17 protein-coding genes are annotated in these 21,398 nt (G+C 38.1%); 16 read left to right on the forward strand and 1 reads right to left on the reverse strand.

The features are described 5' to 3' along the window. Positions 1-310 precede the first annotated feature (310 nt). The 16 genes from ABVT42_RS09800 (at position 311) to ABVT42_RS09875 (ending at position 20,393) form a co-directional block, all read left to right on the forward strand. Positions 311-946: a dioxygenase family protein gene (locus ABVT42_RS09800; protein ID WP_353874495.1), complete on the forward strand. Its 636-nt coding sequence runs from the start codon at positions 311-313 to the stop codon at positions 944-946. Between the two features lie 61 nt (positions 947-1,007). Further along, on the forward strand, positions 1,008-1,718 hold the full coding sequence (locus ABVT42_RS09805) for a dioxygenase family protein (protein WP_353874494.1): 711 nt from the start codon (positions 1,008-1,010) through the stop codon (positions 1,716-1,718). A gap of 489 nt (positions 1,719-2,207) precedes the next feature. Continuing rightward, entirely contained in the window at positions 2,208-6,293 is a 4,086-nt protein-coding gene (locus ABVT42_RS09810) for a hypothetical protein (protein WP_353874493.1), read from the forward strand. A gap of 170 nt (positions 6,294-6,463) precedes the next feature. After that, positions 6,464-9,139 (forward strand): TonB-dependent receptor domain-containing protein, encoded by a 2,676-nt coding sequence (locus tag ABVT42_RS09815; protein ID WP_353874492.1) that lies wholly within the window; start codon positions 6,464-6,466, stop codon positions 9,137-9,139. 642 nt (positions 9,140-9,781) lie between these two features. Then, complete coding sequence (locus ABVT42_RS09820) at positions 9,782-10,561, forward strand: DUF3450 domain-containing protein (RefSeq protein ID WP_353874491.1); 780 nt, start codon at positions 9,782-9,784, stop codon at positions 10,559-10,561. A 13-nt stretch (positions 10,562-10,574) separates the two neighbouring features. Next, the gene (locus tag ABVT42_RS09825) at positions 10,575-11,939 is read left to right on the forward strand and encodes a MotA/TolQ/ExbB proton channel family protein (RefSeq protein WP_353874490.1); all 1,365 of its coding nucleotides are present in this window, start codon (positions 10,575-10,577) and stop codon (positions 11,937-11,939) included. A 2-nt stretch (positions 11,940-11,941) separates the two neighbouring features. Then, on the forward strand, positions 11,942-12,469 hold the full coding sequence (locus tag ABVT42_RS09830; protein WP_353874489.1) for a MotA/TolQ/ExbB proton channel family protein: 528 nt from the start codon (positions 11,942-11,944) through the stop codon (positions 12,467-12,469). 67 nt (positions 12,470-12,536) lie between these two features. Beyond that, positions 12,537-12,947, forward strand: coding sequence for an ExbD/TolR family protein (locus ABVT42_RS09835; RefSeq protein ID WP_353874488.1), 411 nt, complete (start codon positions 12,537-12,539; stop codon positions 12,945-12,947). A gap of 1 nt (position 12,948) precedes the next feature. Then, positions 12,949-13,557, forward strand: a complete 609-nt coding sequence (locus ABVT42_RS09840) for an energy transducer TonB (protein WP_353874487.1) — start codon at positions 12,949-12,951, stop codon at positions 13,555-13,557. A gap of 46 nt (positions 13,558-13,603) precedes the next feature. Beyond that, on the forward strand, positions 13,604-14,932 hold the full coding sequence (locus ABVT42_RS09845; protein ID WP_353874486.1) for a tetratricopeptide repeat protein: 1,329 nt from the start codon (positions 13,604-13,606) through the stop codon (positions 14,930-14,932). Between the two features lie 329 nt (positions 14,933-15,261). Next, positions 15,262-17,382, forward strand: coding sequence for a polyphosphate kinase 1 (gene ppk1 / locus ABVT42_RS09850; RefSeq protein WP_353874485.1), 2,121 nt, complete (start codon positions 15,262-15,264; stop codon positions 17,380-17,382). Between the two features lie 868 nt (positions 17,383-18,250). After that, the gene (locus tag ABVT42_RS09855; protein ID WP_353874484.1) at positions 18,251-18,802 is read left to right on the forward strand and encodes a GNAT family N-acetyltransferase; all 552 of its coding nucleotides are present in this window, start codon (positions 18,251-18,253) and stop codon (positions 18,800-18,802) included. An 11-nt stretch (positions 18,803-18,813) separates the two neighbouring features. Continuing rightward, positions 18,814-19,155, forward strand: a complete 342-nt coding sequence (locus ABVT42_RS09860) for a hypothetical protein (protein ID WP_353874483.1) — start codon at positions 18,814-18,816, stop codon at positions 19,153-19,155. Positions 19,156-19,253: 98 nt separating this feature from the next. Further along, positions 19,254-19,568, forward strand: a complete 315-nt coding sequence (locus ABVT42_RS09865; RefSeq protein WP_353874482.1) for a hypothetical protein — start codon at positions 19,254-19,256, stop codon at positions 19,566-19,568. A 75-nt stretch (positions 19,569-19,643) separates the two neighbouring features. Further along, a complete protein-coding gene (locus tag ABVT42_RS09870) occupies positions 19,644-20,000 on the forward strand; it encodes a hypothetical protein (RefSeq protein ID WP_353874481.1) in 357 nt (118 codons plus the stop codon). A 264-nt stretch (positions 20,001-20,264) separates the two neighbouring features. Then, positions 20,265-20,393 carry a hypothetical protein gene (locus ABVT42_RS09875; RefSeq protein ID WP_353874480.1) on the forward strand — a complete coding sequence of 43 codons (129 nt, stop codon included), beginning with the start codon at positions 20,265-20,267 and terminating at the stop codon, positions 20,391-20,393. 398 nt (positions 20,394-20,791) lie between these two features. Here the strand turns inward: ABVT42_RS09875 and ABVT42_RS09880 are convergent, their stop codons facing one another. After that, positions 20,792-21,379, reverse strand: coding sequence for a hypothetical protein (locus tag ABVT42_RS09880; RefSeq protein WP_353874479.1), 588 nt, complete (start codon positions 21,377-21,379; stop codon positions 20,792-20,794). Between the last annotated feature and the right edge of the window lie 19 nt (positions 21,380-21,398).

Consider the following 21,398-nt stretch of genomic DNA (forward strand, 5'->3'; position numbering starts at 1 on the left):
AACCAACTAAGTATATATGAGTAAATGACTGATTGTAAAAGATTCATTTGTTTTTTTCCAGATAAATCATGTTGTTGAGTTTTCAGGGGATAAAATACAAACAGCTTGTAATGGTTATTTTGTCGTAGATAATTGTGAAAAATTGGATGTTTTTCAATAAAAAATAGAATGCAAAACAAAGATAGTATACAATCATTTTGTTGTTTGCCTTAATAGCATAAGTATTCAATATCGATTGAAATTTTTGAATACTATTAGAATGTTTTTCTATAGCTATTCGGTCAAAAATAAGAACATCTGAGGAGCATCAATGCAATCAATATTACCTGAAATTTTGCCTGCTAACGGCGAAGACACCATTGGGCCTTATTATCCAATTCCATTCCTTGATGAGGAGTCAGAAGATTTGACTATTGTTCATCCAGGGCTTTGTGTTGAGGTGGCAGGCAAACCAATTGATTTAAGTCTTCGATTGAGAGATAGCCACTTTAACTTGGTTGATGGTGCGCTAATTGAGTTTTGGCAGGCCAATACTAAAGGGATTTTGAGTATTCCTCAAAATTTCGATCACCCTGACTATGATCCCCGGTTCACTGGCTTTTATCGGCAACGTTCAAATACTGGACACTTTAAAGTTAGAACTATTATGCCGGGGAGAATTGAATTAACAGGCTCTCCTCATCAATACCGTGCCCCACATATTACATTAAATATTTTCTGTGACGGTATCACTCGAGTGGTTACTCAAATATTTTTTGAAGATCACAGTGAGAACTTGCAAGATCCTTTATTGGCTTCTCTTGAGACTCAACTTGCAAAACGGCTCATTGCTAAACGGGTGGGTGAGTCTAATCAAGTTAGCGCTTTTGAAATCGATATTGTATTGCAAGGTGAAAATGAAACGCCTTTTTTCGACGACTTACAGCCAATAGCCAAAATTAAGTGATACTTAAAACTTTTCAAATAATCGAGACTGATATTTATTTTTTTGTGTAGGACATTTACTGATGAATACTAAAAACATTGCCAACCAATTACAAGGCCGACAAATGAAGGCAGGTCCTACCGATGGCGCTGCTGAAGTTCGAGTTCCTAATCATCGCTTACGTTTAATTCCACCTGAGGCCAGAGCATCTTTTATTGCGTTTGATCCGCTTAAAGTTGCGATAAAGCCGGGAGAAAATGATTTAACCAGAATTTTTCCGGGAAATAAGCGAGCCGCGGGAGAGATTATTGAAGTGACTGGTAAAGTTACCGATGAACGTGGTCGGCCCGTCAGACGGAGTCTTATTGAAATATGGAACGCTAATAAATGGGGACGCTATAGTCATATAGAAGATCACACAGATTATCCACTGGATCCTAATTTTTTAGGGATTGGCAAAACCCTGACAAATGATGAGGGTGAATATATTTTTTGGACCGTTTACCCTGGCTCATACCTCGCTCGACCGGATATTGGTCGCTGGCGTCCTTCACACATCCATTTTTCAATTCGTGGTGGTAGTGCCCGATTAATTACACAAATGTATTTTAAAGGTGATAAAAATCTGGCTACTGATCCGATGTATATTGTGTTGGGCGACGATGCGCCTCGCAGTATTGCCAAAGAATATCAGACCCATCAAAACCTGGCTCAACATAATCAGGCACAACGGGGTTTTCAGTTTGATATTGTCATTGGTGGACCCAATGCTAATTATTTTGAAACCAACTGACTTTTAAAGCTAAGGAGCGTGTTAATCACAAGGATTTCACGCTTAAAAATTTCTATTGATTGCGGCATTTTTATTCGCTTTTACAATTTGATTCCTGCTATTAACTTTATACAAAATTTATATAAAAGTAATGTTTTGGCAAAGTGATCAGCTCTTCTGAGATTTTCTGTCATTTTTCTCCTTTATAATGAAGAGTTTAATTTAAATTTTCGTTGTTTATTTGATCACATTAATTAAATTATTCCTAATTACCTTCTTTACAATCTAAAATCTGAAATTATTCATGTATTACATTGTTTAATGAAAAAATGAGAAATGTGGCACATAAATTAATATTCAAATATCTTCATATGAAATTATTTTTATAAATTAATAGCTTAACGAGATGTCATGGGATTGTCACATTTTGTAATCTTCGTGACATCCGATGTCGCTACGCTTGTCGGGATTTTTAATTAGCAAAAATAAAATATCCTTATGGAGAGAATTATGAATTTTAAGCGACTGATTTCAGTTAGCGCTGTTGCAGGGGTTTTCGCACTCGCTGGCTGTGGCGGCGGCGATATCAATATTAATGAAGGGGATGAAATTGTAGGTCCAGTAACACCTCCTCCTCCCGTAGAAGTATGTCCTGACTTTGCCACTCCAGTTGATCCAATTGGAGCATTCAATAAGGTTTGTGAAGTCACTGGTACATTGACTTCAGACGCTACTTTCAAAAGTGATACCTTGTGGGTGTTAAAAGGTCAAGTTGGCGTTGGGAATGACCGTGCTGATGCCTCAACATTAACTATTCAGCCAGGTACAACTATTGTTGGCCGTACGGGCGATGACTTTTTAGTGGTACGTCGTGACTCTAAAATTGAAGCCGTAGGCACTTCAACTGCACCAATTACGATGACCTCAATTCAAGATATTACTGGTGAAGCAACCGGTATTGGCCAATGGGGTGGTCTGGTGCTTTTAGGTAATGCCCCTTCGAATTTGTGTGATAGCTCAGATGACGGCGTAGATACTGATGCGACTGAATTAGCTAATTGCGGTGTACAAGCTGAAGGCGATGCGGGCTTGTTTGGTGGTGATAAACCCAATGATGATTCTGGAACTTTAAAATATGTTGTTGTGAAATATGCGGGCAAAACATTAGGTTCTGGTGATGAATTGAACGGTATTTCCTTTGCTGGTGTTGGTGACCAAACTGAAGTCGACTATATTCAGGTACACGAAAATCTGGATGATGGCGTTGAATTCTTTGGTGGTACAGTCAATGTTAAGCACGTTGTATTAACGGGTAACGGTGATGACAGTTTTGACTGGTCTTTTGGTTGGACTGGGCGTGCACAGTATGTTTATGTGCAACATAATGGTACTAAAGCGCACCGTGGTTTTGAGCTTGACAATAATGAAGATTTTCCTGCTGCTACTCCACTAACTAATCCAATGGTTTCAAACATTACTATTGTTGGTAGCACTGCATCTGATGAAGGTTCAGAAGGCATTTTACTACGTAATGGTACGGCTGGTCGTTTACACAACGTTTTAGTAACTGGCCCAGCAGGTATGGGTGAGTGTCTGGAAGTTGATGGCGATGAATCAATGGCCAATGCTGTTGCTGGCAATCTGATTATGACTCACTCGGTTATCGCTTGTGATAATGGCGAAAACTTTAAAGGTGAGGTTCAAGCAGGAGCACAAACTGTTGAACAATGGTTCTTGGCTCAAGAAGGCAACTCAGCTTATAGTGATTCCTCTACTTTAAATCTGGCACCTAATGGTTATATGCCACAAGCGGGTTCTCCTTTATTAGGGGCTGGTGTGAATCCTGCGCCGATTGATAACTGGTTTGATTCAACTAACTATATTGGTGCGTTTGATGGAACGGTTGACTGGACTGAAGGTTGGACAGTCGGGGTTAATGGCGGTTTCCCATCTGATATTCAAAATGCTTTCCAAAAAGGCTTAGCAACAGATGTATCAACCGATTATCCAGAAATTACCGATAAACCGGTTTATCGTCTGGCAAACAATTTGACCTTTACTGAAGATGCAACCTTAACCAATAACGCGCATTGGATCTTAAAAGGTCGCACTGCGGTAGGTAATGATCGTGCAGATAATGCCACGCTTTATATCCAGCAAGGTACAACCATTATTGGTGAACAAGGTGATGACTTCTTAGTTGCCCGTCGTGGTTCAAAAATTGAAGCCTTAGGTACACGTGGTGCGCCAATCGTAATGACCTCAATTCAAGATATGACTGGTCAAGAAACTGGCATTGGTCAATGGGGTGGTTTAGTACTACTCGGCAACGCGCCTTCTAATTTATGTGACACTGCTGATGATGGTTTTGATGCCGATGCCACTGAGCTAGCTAACTGTAGTATTAGTGCAGAAGGTGATGCGGGATTATACGGCGGTGATAATCCAGAAGATAATTCTGGTACGCTTAAATTTGTTCAAGTTAAACATGCAGGTAAAGCGTTAGGTTCAGGCAACGAGCTAAACGGTATTTCATTTGCCGGTGTTGGTAATGGCACAACTGTTGATTACATTCAAGTTCATGAAAATCTGGATGATGGTGTTGAATTCTTTGGTGGAACGGTAAATGTTCGTCACGTTGTCTTAACCGGTAATGGTGATGATAGCTTTGACTGGTCATTTGGCTGGACTGGTAAAGCGCAGTTTGTTTATGTGCAACACAATGACACTATCGCTCATCGTGGTTTTGAATTAGATAACGGTGAAGATTTCCCATTAGCAACGCCTTTAACTAATCCGGTAGTTTCAAATATTACTATCGTCGGTAGCAATGCAACTAGTGAAGGATCAGAAGGTATCTTACTGCGTAACGGTACTGCTGGTAGCTTGCACAATGTCTTTGTAACTGGCCCTGCGGGTATGGGTGAGTGTCTTGAAATTAATGGTGATGAATCAATGGCCAATGCCCAAGCTGGTAGCCTGGTAATGACTCACTCAGTGATTGCTTGTGAAAATGGTGAAAACTTCAAAGGCAACGCAACAGCAACATTAACTGCAGAACAATGGTTCTTGGGCCAAGATGGTAATAGCGCTTACGATAATGTTGAAGCGGTTAAACTTTTAGCTGATGGTTATACACCTAAATCTGACTCTCCTTTACTAGGTAATGGCACTAATACTGCGAAAGCCTACGATGATTCATGGTTTGCAGCGACTGATTACATTGGTGCTTTCGATGGTTCTACTAACTGGATGGAAGGTTGGACTGTTGGTGTCAATTCTGGCGTTCCTGCCAACGTAACAGCAGCTGATGAGCAAGGTTTAGCTACCGATGTTTCTGGTAGTTACCCTGCATTAACCGATAAACCGGTTTATCGATTAAATAATAATGTTGTTTTCACTACCGACACTGTACTGACTAGCGATAAGCACTGGATCTTAAAAGGTCGCACTGCCGTTGGTAATGACCGTGCCGACAGTGCCACACTTTATATTGAGCCAGGTACCACTTTAATTGGTGAGACAGGTGATGACTTCCTGGTTGCCCGTCGTGGTTCAAAAATTGAAGCGTTAGGAAGTGCTTCAGCACCAATTACGATGACTTCTATTCAAGATGTGACTGGTCAAGCAACTGATATTGGTCAATGGGGTGGGTTAGTGCTGTTAGGTAATGCACCTTCTAACTTATGTGATACTTCAGATGCAGGTGACGATGCTGATGCGACTGAATTAGCTAACTGTAGTATTGCTGCCGAAGGTGACGCAGGATTATATGGCGGTGATGATCCAGCTGATAATTCGGGTACATTGCGTTATGTCGTTGTTAAGCAAGCGGGTAAAACATTAGGTTCAGGTGATGAGCTCAATGGTATTTCGTTTGCTGGTGTTGGTAACGGTACAACTGTTGACTACATTCATGTACACGAAAATCTGGATGACGGTGTTGAGTTTTTCGGTGGTACAGTAAATGTTCGTCACGTTGTCTTAACGGGTAACGGTGATGACAGCTTTGACTGGTCATTTGGTTGGACTGGTAAAGCACAATATGTATTAGTGAAACAGAATGATACTAAAGCTAATCGTGGTTTTGAATTAGATAACGGTGAAGACTTCCCATTAGCGACACCTTTAACCAAACCAACAGTTGCTAACATTACAATCATTGGTTCTACAGCGACTGATGAAGGTTCTGAAGGTATTTTGTTAAGAAATGGAACTGCTGGTGCACTACATAATGTTATTGTTACTGGCCCTGCTGGCATGGGTGAATGTCTGGAAGTTGATGGTGCAGAAGCCAAAGCGCAAGCTGAAGCGGCTAACCTGGTTATGACTCACTCAGTAATGGCTTGTGAAAATGGTGAAAACTTCAAAGGCGACATCAATGCTACAACGACTGTTGAGCAATGGTTCCTGAGTCAGACAGGCAACGCAGTTGCTGCAAATATGGCTGCGGTATTAAGTGGATACGAAACAATTTCGACTAATCCTGCTGCTGATATGAATGCTATCGATAGCTGGTTTGATGATGTTGACTTTATCGGCGCAGTAAAAGAAGACGACGACTGGACTGCTGGTTGGGTGACCGTTGGTCTGTAAGCCCGTTTTGATTTAAAACGAAAAGAAAAGTAGTAAATAGGTAAGGTATCATGAATTTTCAAAGGTACCTTACCATTTTTTTAAGGGTTAAAAAGATCATAGGTTACTTGTGCATAAATCCTGAAGGATAAATTCCCGGGAAAAAATTAAGTAACTTGTTGGAGTAAGCCATGTTTAGAAAAAACAAATTTCAAATGCCAAAAACTGCTCGTGCGGTTTATCTGGCATTAGTGGCTGGTGGTTTTTCTGTGAATGTTTTCGCCGCAGAAAGCGAACAGGTTGATAACCAGCAAAATGAAGAAGTCGAAGAAGTTGTAGTAACAGGTAGCCGTTTACAGGGTAGTGCGCAAGCGGTTCTTGACGAAAGAAAAGAACAGGCATTTGTTGCTGATATTTTAGGTTCAGAGCAAATCTCGCGTACTGGTGACAGCGATGCTGCGTCAGCGCTTCGCCGAGTAACCGGTTTGACCTTGGTTGATGGAAAATTTATTTATATACGTGGTTTGGGTGAGCGCTATTCAGCAACACAATTGGACGGTATGACCGTACCAAGTCCTGACCCAACCCGAACTGTTTTGCCATTGGATTTATTTCCTGCTGGTATTATTGAAAGTTTAAGCGTGCAGAAAGCTTATTCCCCCGAACTACCTGCGCACTTTGCAGGTGGTAATGTAAATATTCGTATTAAGTCGATTCCTAAAGAACCTGTACTGCGTGTTGGAGTTGAACTAGGCACTAATAGTAACAATTCAGATACTTCGCCTTGGTATGAAGGTGGCGATCATGACTGGTATGGTCGTGATGATGGTACACGTGAATTACCGATTGCCATGCAACAAGCTTTTGCGGGTGATGGAATCAATCAGATACCTAATGAACAAGCCGTTGCACTGTTTGGTTCGTTAAACCGAAACTTTGAAGCCAACGATGAAAGCATCGATCCAAATGTTGGTATGAATTTTACTTTTGGTAATAAACTGGATTTTGATAATGGTTCAGAGTTAGGCTTTTTAGCTGCTTTTTCATACAAGAATAAATGGGTTGTGTCAGAAGAGCGAAATGTTAATAATCTTTCCCGTTCAGGTGACACAGTAAAAATTAATGAGTTTTCTGATGGTCCTTCAACTGAACATAATGTTAAATTTAGTGGTATGGTGAATGTTGGATTTAATTATGACGAAAACCATAAGTTTGAATTTAATAATATTTTGTTACGTGATACGCGCGATAGAATGCGTAATCGATTACTCGAATCGACCAATACAATCGATGAGCCAGATGATGAACGTCGTCAATTAGATGTGATCTATGAAGAAAGAGAAATGATTTCTCATCAACTGAAAGGATCGCATAACTTTAATGACTATAATAATCTGGGTATCGACTGGTATTATGCTGATAGTAATTCCGAGCGCTTTGCACCAGGTGGTTTGGATGCCTTTTTCCGAGTTAATCTAGAAGGCGGACAGCGTGCAGAAAGAATTGCCAGTGATGTAGATACCATATATCACTTTCAAAACCTTGAAGATCAAGCAGAAAACTATGGCGTTAATTTTTCACTACCGTTCTATTTTGACAATTCAAGCATAGAACTGAAAGCTGGCGCTGATTTTATTGAAAAAGAGCGTTCTGCAGAAAATATTGATATTGCGATACAAACCTTCGCTATTCCTTCAAACTATCTGCAAGGTAGTGTTTATTCAGATATCTTTTCAAATGAAAATCTACTTGCGGAAGACTATCGTGTTCGTTTAAATGACCAAACCAGTGGTGGTGATAAATATAAAGCTGCAACATTGGTTGATTCATATTATTTAATGGCGAATATGGATTTTGGAATGGCATGGCGCTTTACACTCGGTGCTCGCTACGAAGACTTCCGCCAAGTGTCTATTCCATTACAGCCTCATAGCGAATTTTTTGATGCAGAAAAAGAAGAGCTTGAACGACTTCCTTTTGCTGAAGATAAATGGTATCCGTCGTTAGCTGCGACTTATGTGCTGGATAGCACCATGCAGTTCCGCTTTAACTATAGCGAAACCGCAATTCGTCCAGATCTACGAGATATTTCAACCAGTTTTTACATCGATCCGTTAACTGAATTTTTGGTTCGTGGTTCGACTTCATTGCAAAGTGCTGAAGTACAAAATGTTGATTTCCGCTGGGAATGGTACATGGAGTCAGGTGAAAATCTGTCGGTTGCGCTGTTTGCCAAACAAATTGACCGACCAATCGAAATGATTGAGCTGCCCAGTGCTACTGAAGGGGCTCCGCAGCTATTAACTGCAAATGCTGAAGACGGTGATGTCATTGGTATGGAAGTTGAGTTCTTAAAAGACTTTTCATTCTTGGGTGATGATTTTGCCAACTACTTTATGACAGGTAACTTCACAATTTCAGATTCTGAAGTGAATATTTGTAGTGATACTAACCCTGACACGCCTTGTTTGTTTGAAGAACAGTTAAAAGAAGCATTGAACACTTCTTCTAATGTTACTAATGTTATTACCAACAATACAAGACGCTTAATTGGTCACTCTGAATGGGTAGTGAATATGCAGTTTGGTTGGGATTCATTAAACAATGAACACTCGGCAACGGTAGTTTATAATGTTTTTGGCCCTCGCATTATTGTTCCTGGAGTTGGCGGGTTTGAAGATGCGGAAGAGCAAGCATTCCACTCTTTAGATCTGGTATATACTTGGTATCCAACTTACGATAGTACTGTTAAATTCAAGTTGAAAAATATTCTCAATGAAGAGAAAACTATCGAACAGGAAGGTATTGATATATTACGTGAAACGGTTGGTACCGAATTCTCAGTTCAATTTACAACTGATTTCTAATAACAAAACTATATAAAAAAATTATTAAATGCGGTCAGCTCATTGCAAATATGTTTAATCCGTTGATTGCGAAAAATAATGAATTAAAATAAAAAAGCTATCTAATTAACAGGAGAGGAAACTCTCCTTTTTTATTTTATGAATTATTACAATAAACAGATAAAAAGCTAAGTATGACAAAAATGTTTCGCAATTTTTAAATTTGTATTTTGTTTGTCATATATCTGTAAAACAATTGAAATATTTAAAATATACAATCCCATCTCAAAGTTAAATTAGCATTAACTTACGATTAATTAAGCCAAGAAAAAACATTATTTAATTCAAGCAGAACTTGAATTTAAAAAAATATTCATGTTGTAATGGAAAAAATGAATATTTCATTAATGTTAATCTGGCCATTAAAAAATAAAGCAGTAATCAACAAATATGACATTTTGTTCTTGTTCTTTTAATAATTACAAAAATGTGCGATTTAACCAGAGCAGTACTTGATTTATTCAGACAACTGTTTCAACAGGCTTTTTCGTAAGTTAAATGCACGGGTTTGGAAAGTCGAGTAAATAGTTTCTCCGATAAGTTAACTGCTCGATAGTTGAACACGGATGTTATTTAAATCTTTAAATCTAGAGGAAGTATTACATGAATATAAAGATGTCCTCATGGTTGATTACATCAATCATTTCGGCAGGCACATTAATTTTATTAGTGGTATCAACTGTTACACAGGCGACATCGTTAGGTCCGGTTGTTGAAAAAAGTAAAACCATTAATGAGCTGGCTGCATCGTCACAAAAAAAAATCGATCGGCTTGCTGAACAGATAGAAGATAAAGTACAGCAATTTAAGGCTGTTAATAAAGAAATTGATGGTCTGGAAATTTATAATGCGCAAATGGAGCGCCAAATCGAAAACCAACTATTAGAAATGCAGCGCTTAGGATTATCAATGGATAAAGTCAGTGTTATTGAGCGTCAAATTGCGCCATTAATGCTGCGAATGATAGATGGTTTAAAAGAGTTTGTTCAATTAGATGTACCATTTTTAACGGAAGAGCGCCAAAATCGACTAGCTAGCTTGGCTGAAATGATGGATCGCGCTGATGTTGCTGTTTCAGAAAAATTTCGCCGAGTATTAGAAGCCTATCAAGTCGAAGTTGATTACGGGCGTACTATCGAATCTTACACTGGTGTTGCCAAGGTTGATGGTAATGACCAGGAAGTTAATTTTTTACGAATTGGTCGTGTTGCACTCATTTATCAGACTCGCGATCAAAATCGCATGGGAATTTGGAATATTCAAAAGCAGCAGTGGGAAGAGCTAGATGGCGAATACCGAACACAAGTGACTAAAGGTATTCGAATGGCGAAAAAGCAAATGGCGCCAGATATGATCATTGCCCCGATTTCAGCCGCGCAATAACAGGAATAATATCATGAAGTTTAAAAATCTTATTCGTACCTTGACTGCGATTTCAATGACGTTGAGTACCAGTCTTTTTGCTGCTGAAAATGCCGTTAACCTTGATGCATTGTTAAAAAAGCTCGAGCAAGGTCAATATCAACAGTCGCAACAAAATAAGCAGCGTGAGAAAACATTCATACAGCAACGATCTGAGCGTGACCGCTTATTAAACGAAGCAGTTAATAAACGAGAAGAGCAAGTTAAACGTTCTGAAACGCTAGAAACTAATTTTGAAGAAAATGAAATTAAAATTGCCAATTTAAATGAAGCTCTGAATAAACGATTAGGGTCACTTAAAGAACTATTTGGTGTTTTACAGCAGGTTTCAGGTGATACTAAAAGTAAGTTCTCAACTTCGATTATTTCTGCCGAATATCCAGACAGAGGTGAGTTTTTATCAAGCCTGGCAGAAAAAATGGGATCTTCATCTGAACTGGCTTCTATTGAAGAAATAGAACGTGTTTGGTTTGAATTACAACGCGAAATGACCGAGTCTGGCAAAATCAGTCGATTTGAAAAAGAAATTACTTTGGCTGACGGGCAGAAAGAAAAACGCTCAATTGTTCGAGTGGGTAGCTTTAACCTGATAGACGATGGCCAGTATCTGGAATGGATTGATGAAACGCAAACGGTTGCCCAGTTAACTCGCCAACCGACTGATCGTTTTCAAAGTACCGCAGCCGATCTTTATCAGTTAAAGGACGGTTACACGGGATTTGCGCTTGATCCGACGGGTGGCAGTATTTTGGGATTATTAATTCAAGCACCGAATACACAGGAATATATTGAACAAGGTGGAGTTGTTGGTTATGTCATTTTAGCTCTCGGTTTAATTGCGTTATTAATTGCAGCGGAAAGATATATTGTTCTGTTTTTAACCGAGCAAAAGGTAAAACGTCAACTTAAAAGTAATGAGTTGAAAGACAATAACCCGCTGGGACGCGTTCTTAAGGTGAAAGAAAAGTATGCCAATGTTGCGTCGGATACCCTCGAGTTGAAACTCAGTGAAGCTATTCTAAAAGAAATACCTCGGTTAACTCGCAGCATTACTTTTATAAAAATTATTTCGGTGGTTGCTCCTTTACTTGGACTATTAGGAACGGTAACTGGAATGATTAACACCTTTCAGGCAATAACACTATTTGGAACCGGTGATCCAAAATTAATGGCCGGTGGTATTTCTACGGCATTAGTAACGACTGTATTAGGTTTGGTAGTCGCAATACCGACTGTTTTATTGTTTACCTGGTTAAATACACGCAGCAAAAATATTCTGCACATTTTGCAAGAGCAAAGTGCTGGCATTATTGCAGAGCGAGCTGAGCAAGGACAATAAACGTGTCTGGTATTACTGAATTTTTTGATGTCATTCGTGAGTTCCTGGATACGGGCGGTCAGGTGCTCAACTACATTGGTATTTTAATTTTTTTAATGTGGGTGCTGATTTTAGAGCGAATTTTTTATCTGTTTTTTGTGTATAAAGGCGAACGCAAAAATATTATTCAGCAATGGAAAAGTCGCTCAGAAAGAAACTCATGGAATGCTGAACAAATTCGTGAGGCAATGATTTCCCGCATGAAAATGCAATTGAATCGCTCACTACCAACCATTCAAGCATTTGTTGCCTTGTGTCCTCTATTGGGATTACTGGGAACCGTGACTGGAATGATTGTGGTATTTGATGTGATGGCGATTTCTGGTAGTGGTAATGCCCGTTCTATGGCATCTGGGGTTTCTAAAGCAACCATTCCAACAATGGCTGGAATGGTGGGCGCGCTATCGGGCGTTTTTGCTTCAACCTGGTTAAAACGAACCGCTAAAAAAGAAGTTGAACTGTTAGAAGATAAACTTACCCTAGATCACTGATTCGGATAAGTTATCTTTTTTAAATTATTGTTTTTATTATCGAGAAGTAAAGTAAGAGGTATGTGTCATGCGTGCACCACTTTCGAGAATTTTGGAAGAAGATGACGATTCAGAAATTAATATGACACCAATGCTAGATGTTGTATTTATTATGCTGATTTTCTTCATTGTTACTGCATCTTTTGTAAAAGAAGCAGGTATAGACGTTAATCGTCCTGAAGCGGCTACTGCGGTAAAAAAAGAAAGAGCCAACATTCTAGTCGCAATTAGTGATAAGGGCGAAATCTGGATAAATAAAAGACGAGTTGATGTACGTGCGGTGCAGGCAAATATTGAACGTTTAAAAGCAGAAAACCCACAAGGTACGGTAGTTATTCAAGCTGATCAGAAAGCGACTACTGATGTATTAATTAAAGTGATGGATTCTGCGCGCGCTGCTGGCGTATTTGATGTTTCAATTGCGGCACAAGAGATCTGATATGGCTCGGTTTCTTAATGCCTCTATTTTTGCATTTTTAATTACCGCAGCATTATTCTGGGGAATGCAATCGCTGATTACTGGTAGTAAAAGTGTGCTGACAGATCCGGTTAAAGGAAAAGTTTTAGATTTTGTGCGTTTAAAACCTGATGAGACGGTACAGAAGAAACAGCGAAAACCTAAAAAACCACCTAAGCCTGAAGAACCACCGCCCGATATAAACCAGCCACCAGCGCAAATGAATAATTTGGCAAATACACAAAATACTATTGGGTTTTCTGCCGACCTTGATGTGGACACAGGTTTAGAAGGTGGGTTAGCGTTAGGTTCTGGCGATGGTGAATATTTGCCTATTGTTAAAGTCGCTCCAATATATCCGCGCCGAGCATTATCGCGCGGGATAGAAGGCTATGTAATAGTAGAATTTACTGTGACTAAACAAGGTTCGGTGAGAGATCCGGTTGTTGTCGAAGCTGAGCCAGAAGGTATTTTTAACCAAGCCGCTGTCGAAGCGGCCAAAAAGTTTAAGTACAAACCGCGCGTTATTGATGGTGTTGCCAGTGAAGTGGCAGGTGTACAAAATAAAATTACCTTTAAACTCGATCAATAAACTTGTTTGAGAGATATTAAAGTTGTTCTTGAGTAGGAGACAAATGATGAAAAACAGTTTTCAATGGCTAACTAAAATTGTGATTGCAATTTTTCTTTTTCAGCCGGCTATTGTTTTAAAAGTTGACTCCCTTGATATTGGATTTACTGCTAAGGCTGCTGAGTCGACTAAAAAGAAAACGCGTCGCACGCCTGCAATGCGTGAAAAAATTTATAGCCAGTTAGCCCGAGCACAAAAACTGGCCGACGAAAAAAATGTGGCAGAAGGGCTCGAAATATTAGAGTCACTCAATAAGCGCGCCGATCAACTTAATTCTTATGAGCAGGCGATGGTTTGGAATGCTCTAGGATTTATTTACTATAGTAATGACAAAATTAATCAAGCCGTTGCTGCATTCGAGCAGGTGGTTAAGCAAGAAAATATTCCTGAATCACTGGAGCTATCAACACTGTTCAGTTTAGCTCAGCTTTCAATGCAGGCTGAAAAATATGAGCAATCATTAACCTACTTATCAAAATGGGAAGCACTTAAAGAAGGAGAGGCAATCGACAAGGGCTTGGTATTAAAAGCCAATGCTTACTACGCCTTAAAAGATTATGCTGCGGCTGAGAAAGCCATTTCAAGTGCTATCAGTAAAGTTGAAGCCGAGGGTAAAGTTGCTAAAGAAAACTGGTTAGTGTTAAAGCGCGCTTTACATTACGAATTGAAACAGCCACGACAAGTGACGCAAGTTTCTGAAAAACTGGTACGTCACTATTCTAAACCCAAATACTGGATTGAACTTTCAAATATGTACGGCGAAGTTGGTGAAGCAACTAAGCAACTAGCCGTACTAGAAGCAGCCTATCAGCAAGGTTTTGTCACCAATAAATCAGATATTCGCTCATTGGCACAACAATATTTCTTTTCGGGTGCACCATATAAAGCAGCAAAATTAATGAGTGAACAGTTGGCAAAAGGCAATATTGAAGGGGATATCAAAACTCTACAATTTTTAGCACAAGCCTGGTCTGCTGCCAAAGAAGGTGATAAAGCTATACCGGTATTACTCGATGCCGCCAAGCAAAGCAGTGATGGAAATATCGATGCACAATTAGCGGAAGTGTTGGTTAACCAGTCGAAATATGAGCAAGCTATTGAAGTGGCTAATCGCGCAAAGGAAAAAGGAGAGCTGAAAAATCCTGGACATGTGGATGTTGCGCTAGGGATGGCACACTATAATTTGAAAAATTACAATCAGGCGATTGATCATTTTAAACTGGCAGCAAAAGATGACAAAGTGAACAAAATGGCTCAAAAATGGCTACAGTTTGTTACCAGCGAAAAGCTCAACCAAGAGCGTCTGAAACAGTCTGTTGCGGCAATCGGTTACTAGTCGGTTAGTCAGTTGATTGAGTAACGGATAGTTATTAATCAGTTTATTCATATTTTATATTAATCTGTATCAATCGCTGCCGGATCTTATTATGCTATAGTAAAACTATTTACTAGATGGTTATTTATATTACAAAATGACCATCTAGCAGGCATACCCTTGGTCGCCAGTAGATGTTTTGGACGATTATCGAGCATTGCAAAATATCTTGGCACCTGCCACTCATTTTTTCGTTGATTTATGGGATATCCCAAAGTTTGTGTTTTCCGTAATGACGATTCAATAATTGCAAACTAATATGTTGAAAATCAATATGTTGGATAAAGGTTATGGGCAATAATTTGATAAAGCAAGAAAAGCAGTTTACGCAGGAGTTGGTTAGTGTTCCTACCTTTGACTATAACTGTTTCATAAACCGCGAAGTTAGTCAGCTTCAGTTTAATGTCAGGGTGCTCGAGCAATCTCTAGATACCAGACATCCCCTTTTAGAAAGACTTAAGTTCTTGCTTATCTTTAGTCGTAATCTTGATGAGTTTTTCGAAGTTCGAGTGGCTAAATTAAAATTACAAGTATTGCTGGGGCGGGAGATGTTTGGGCCTGATGGCTTATCATCTAAAAGTACCCTTAAGCGCTTAAATGAGCTGTGCCATATTTACGCCAAGAGACAGTATGAAATACTCAATGATATTTTGTTGCCAGAATTGGAAAGTGAAGGAATCTATTTCTTACGTCGCGAAAATTGGACAGATGAACATCGTGAGTGGGTTAAGCGGTACTTTGAAAGTGAAGTTGCTCCTGTAATTAGTCCAATAGCGCTCGATCCGGCACATCCGTTTCCCAAGTTGGTTAATAAAAGTTTAAACTTCATTGTTACACTGAAAGGCAAAGATGCATTTGGACGCGAAAGTCGTTTGGCCATTGTTCCTGCACCGCGCTCTTTGCCCCGCCTCATTAAATTACCGAAAGAGTCCGATAGTGATAGAGATGAGTTTATATTTCTTTCAGCGGTTATTCATGAAAATATCGATAGCTTTTTTCATGGTATGAAAGCAACCGGCTGTTACCAGTTTCGGGTGACTCGAAATTCAGACTTAAATGTCAATGAAGAAGAAATTCAGGATATTGCTGCAGAAGTTAAAGGTAAGCTGTTTAATCGGAGATTTGGTCATGCCGTGCGCCTTGAAGTTGTGAGTAATTGCCCTGATCAAATAAAGCAATTTTTGCTAGATGAGTTTGATTTAACTGAATTTGATCTGTACGAAACTGAAGGCCCGGTAAACTTGCAACGTATTTTTTCGCTGTTTGATATGCTTGATAAACCCGCACTTGAATATCCAGAGTTTTCTCCTGAAATTCCTGATCAGTTAGCCGCGGGAAGAAATTACTTCGATGCCATACACCATAAAGATTACTTATTACTTCATCCATACTGTTCGTTTAAACCGGTATTAGAGCTATTGCGCCAGGCGGCATCTGACCCCTCCGTAATGTCAATTAAGCAAACGCTATATCGCGCAGGATATCACTCCGAGGTGGTCGATATTTTGGTTGAGGCTGCGCGTAAAGGTAAAGAGGTCACTGTTGTTGTTGAATTAAAAGCGCGTTTTGATGAACAAGAAAATCTGGCATTGGCTAGCCGTTTGCAAGAAGCTGGCGCCGTTGTTTGTTATGGTGTTGTAGGTTATAAAACCCATGCCAAAATGATGTTGATACTGCGTAAGGAATCTGGCAAATATTATCGCTATGTGCATTTAGGTACGGGGAATTATCACGTCAAAAATGCTAAGGTATATACTGATTACAGCTTATTCACCAGTAACGAAGAGTTGTGCGAAGATGTGCATAAAATTTTTCAACAGCTAACGGGAATGGGCAAAACATTGCCAATGAAGTCGCTTTACAATGCGCCATTTACGCTGAGAAATAGCATTATCGAGTTAATTGATAATGAAATCGCGGCCAGTAACAAAGGTAAGTCGGCTTATATTATTATAAAAGTTAACAGTCTTTGTGATAAAGGTATTATTACTAAACTCTACGAAGCTTCACAAGTCGGTGTAAAAATTGATCTGATTGTTCGTGGTATATGTGCATTACGACCACAAATGCCTGGTGTCTCTGAAAATATTCGCGTTAAATCAATTATTGGTCGTTTTTTAGAACATAATCGTGCTTATTATTTCAAGAATGCAGAACATCAGGTGTATTGCTCCAGTGCTGATTTAATGGAGCGTAATCTATCACGCCGTATTGAAATTTGTTTTCCTATTCTCGATAATAAATTACAACAAAGAGTCATTAATGATTTAAAATTATTTTTAAATGACGAAGGACAGTCTTGGATGTTGGATGTTGATGGTGAATATACCTTGATTAATGATAAACCTAATCAAGAGTTGGTTCAGCAAATATTGCTAGATCGACATTGTGAGTCTGCTGTTAGCGAGTAATCGATTTTTTTAATTTAAAATTATATTATTTCCGCTCTTATTTTTTGCAGCTAATACTTCATAAAGTGTTAGCTGCATGTCTAATCAATTTGTTACTTAAATATAAAATAACACTCTCTACAATGGTCTAATAGCTTTATAGCTTATGTAGCCATTTAAATATAATTTGAGCTTAAATTGATTTCGACTTATTTAATTTGGAATTACATTATTATTCTAAGATGACGAATTGGGCTGTTACTCCAAGAAGGAAATGTATTGTAGTTATAGTCTGCTGAGTCAATATAAATTGATAGACGCTTACCAGCCAATTGTGCTGCTAAAGCCAGTGAAATATTAGATTTACCTACTGTAGCGTTAGCAATGACAAAAATTTCGCTGTAGGTGTCCTATCTAGCTGACCATAAATGTATACATTATCTGTCTTATTGCCGTTTGTCATGACCTCAAAGTTGCCACTTGAAAAATCACACCAACCCTCAGCAAAAGTATTGAAAGATAAAAGTATTGAAAGATAAAAGTAAAGATAAAAAAACAAAGTATTTTTTTGAAATTTAATTTTAGCTTTCCTTGTCTTTAAATATGAAGAGCAGAACTGTAATTTCCCCCGCATTCTAACCTTTAATAACTTGGATAATATAATTAATTTTATTATTGATATAACGCTTTTTAATATTGCTTTTTAAGGTTGCTTTTTAAGGTTGCTTTTTAAGGTTGCTTGACAATTTTGCAAAGGGAAAATTTTAATTTTAGCATAATGTAAATATGGCGAATATTAATGACAACATATTGTAATGCTTTGTCGATATCTTGTAAAATAATTAGACTCAGCTGCTTAGTACACAGCTATTTTTTCTCAGGAGATTATATGCTAATAGGAAGTAAGTTTAACATACGCCATGTTATCGAAAAGGATCTAGATTCACTGACTTCATTAATGAATGATTTAGTGATTAGAGGTGAGTTTCTTCCGAGCTTAATGATTTCCCCACAAAAATTACGTCAGCAATATAATCAAAATGGACTATCTGGTGAAGATTTTGAAAGACTGCTGATTGTTGATCTGGATGATAATATCATTGGTACCATCTGGCATTTTAAATCTGTGCCCTATTTTAATGCCAGGGAAATAGGCTTTACTTTGTTTGACTCACAACAACGACGTAAAGGAATAATGAGTGAAGCTGTTTCACTTTTGTCTAACTACTTATTTAACGGCTTATCTATTAATCGACTAGAAATTCGCATGGATACCCGCAATATTGCATCTGAAAAAGTTGCAATAAAATGCGGTTATGAAAAAGAAGGTGTTTCTTGTGGTGCTAATTTTGTTAATGGTCAAAATGTTGATATGAATTTATATGCTTTGCTACGAGAAGCCTGGCAAAGGAATGTATTAACAGCGTTATCCAAAATTTGAGGAACTATAGGATGTATCATAAGTTAAAAAATATTTGTTACTGCGTTTTATTCTTAGTATGTGCTTTACACTTAGGTTCTGCACATGCTGCATCAGGTTCAAGTATCGGTAAAATAACAACTGTTTTATGGTATGAAGGGCATGTTGGCGTACTTATTCGACAAGAAAATATGTCTGACTTAGGTGGGTGCGGAAGATCAGATTATTATATGCTCGATGATCAACATCCATATTTTAAAGAAATTTATTCATTAATATTATCTGCACACATTGCAAGCCAGCCGCTAGAGCTGTCAGTTGCTGACTGTGTTCAAGGTATTTCAAGAATTAAACATGTTAGAAGTAATAAATAATTAACTAATATGATAGTAGAAAAAATATGTATAATATTATTAGCTGCAATTAGTAATATCAGCATTTAATTTGAATATTAATTACTCGAAGGAAATATATGCCAGTCGGTGAAGTTGCGGGAGAGTTGCTTAGCGGATTATTTAGGCTCATTGGTCGCTTTTTCGTAGAGATAATATTTGAAATATTAACTAAGAGTACTGGATATGCTATTTGTCAAATATTTTCCAAGCGAGTGGATCCCGATGGTGTATTGGTTGTTGTCGTTGGTTTAAGCTTTCTTAGTTTGATTGGGCTTTTGATTTTCTTTATTTATGAATTTTTACAACTCCAAATGGTGATTGATAGTTGTTTGGACTCTGGCGGTGAATTCAATTATGAATTCGAAACCTGTGAACAAAAAAAGAAAGATTAACAATCTGTTTAAAAAAGCGAGAGCGAAAATGTCAGAGCTTAAAAGCACTAATTTTAAAATTGTTAGGTAAATATTTTGCAAGAACTAAAACAACTTGTATCGGTTCTTATATTATTCGCTGTTATTTGGAATTTTTTTAACACACTTAAAATGAGGAAGAAACTAACTCGGTATTCAAAAATAGACCTGGATAGTATTCCTTTTCAGTTTCAAAATGAAATCGCTCGACATATTGAAGATGGTTATAGTCTGGTTGAAGTGGAAAAGAATAAAATAAAACTAATTAAGAAAAAACGGTATTTATTTCCATTTCTGATTTTTTTACTGATGCCAAATTCAATAAACATCATTTTTAATTCATCTTTTTTATGTAGTATATATGGTATAGAACTTAAGCTGGTTGGGGATAAAGTTGAAATCTCTACTTTCTAGAGCATTTAAGTTAGTATCAATAATTTATAGAGGAGTAATTTAGAAGACCAATTTTATTCCATGCGACAGGAATAGATCCAACTCCTAAAAAGATTCCTTTGAAGAGGTAATGTGATGGCCCAGTTAAGCAAATCTGAAGAGCAAGAAGTGAAGCTTTATTTAAAAATTCTCGGAGAAATTTGAGACTTCTACCTTCACAATATTGAGCAGTCAGGACGCAGTCTTGTTCATTATTTTGATAAAAGTGGTACGTCTTGGGCCTTAATGGAAGATGATGAAGAGTTTTTACAGTTATGCTTAATTTATTTGAAAAGCAAAGATATTCCAGAGTTTGATGAGGTCAAAAAGATGAAGGCATTTGAGGAAGAGAGAAAAGCACTAGCTAACAAGTAGTTCCAAAAAAGTTGATTACTTCACCTAGAACCATTAAAACAAATGCTCTAACCGAATTAGAAGCGCTAATTTGTACTCATGATAAGAGAGTTATCGGCGAAAATATCGCTTTTATAATTACTAGAATGGATGCGCATAGCAACTAGTTCAGCGCGGCAAAAGTTTAAAAAACGAATTCTGACAGCTATTATTTTTTTAACGTCTCTGTCTGAGTGGTAGAAGCATTGAATACTGATTTAAATTTTTATGTGACTAAATTTCAGCTGGATTTCACTCATTGATTAAAATATCAAAAGATGTTGCAGAAGCGGTTAACAAGGTCATGAATGCTTGATAGGTTGACTCTTTAATCAAGCACTCAGTTTGAAAATACCAATGAATATTATCAGCCGCTGAAATTAAAATTCATAGCGTATACCAACAACCGTGCGCTCACTATCATCTTCCTTTTCATAGTCGGCATAAATACCAACGCCGCTGGCAACAATATAATGCAGTCCAAGCAACGCATAATCGACCCGGTAATCACCAAAGTCTTCATCCACTTCACCGGTACTCAATCGTTTATAAGTTAATTCAACTTCCAGATTATCAATAATTTGACTTTTGATACCTACACTAAATTGATAACCTTGCTCGTCAAACTGGCCTGATTCAGGGCGTGAAAATACCACGGCAACGGCATCTGCTTGGGCAAATAAAACGGTATTCGAAAAAATTTTTTCATGATAACCAATGCCAATGGTTTTGGTTTCCATATCAAGATCGAGATCTTTATCACTGGTAATAACCGCTTTACCAACAATGTAAAAGTTATCAGGTAATTCATAGCTACCAGTTAATTCAAATCCGGTAAAATCTCCGACGACTAAATCATGTTCGAGTTCGGTTGCTCCTGCCTCGAAATAACTAAACGAAGGTCTTTCTGCCAGTGCCAAGTTTGACATAGCTAGCAGTGTTGTTGTGAAAAATATCTTTTTTATCATTTTACTTCCCCTGCCCAAT

This window comes from Aliikangiella maris (assembly GCF_040719265.1).
Classification (GTDB): Bacteria; Pseudomonadota; Gammaproteobacteria; order Enterobacterales; family Kangiellaceae; genus Aliikangiella; species Aliikangiella maris.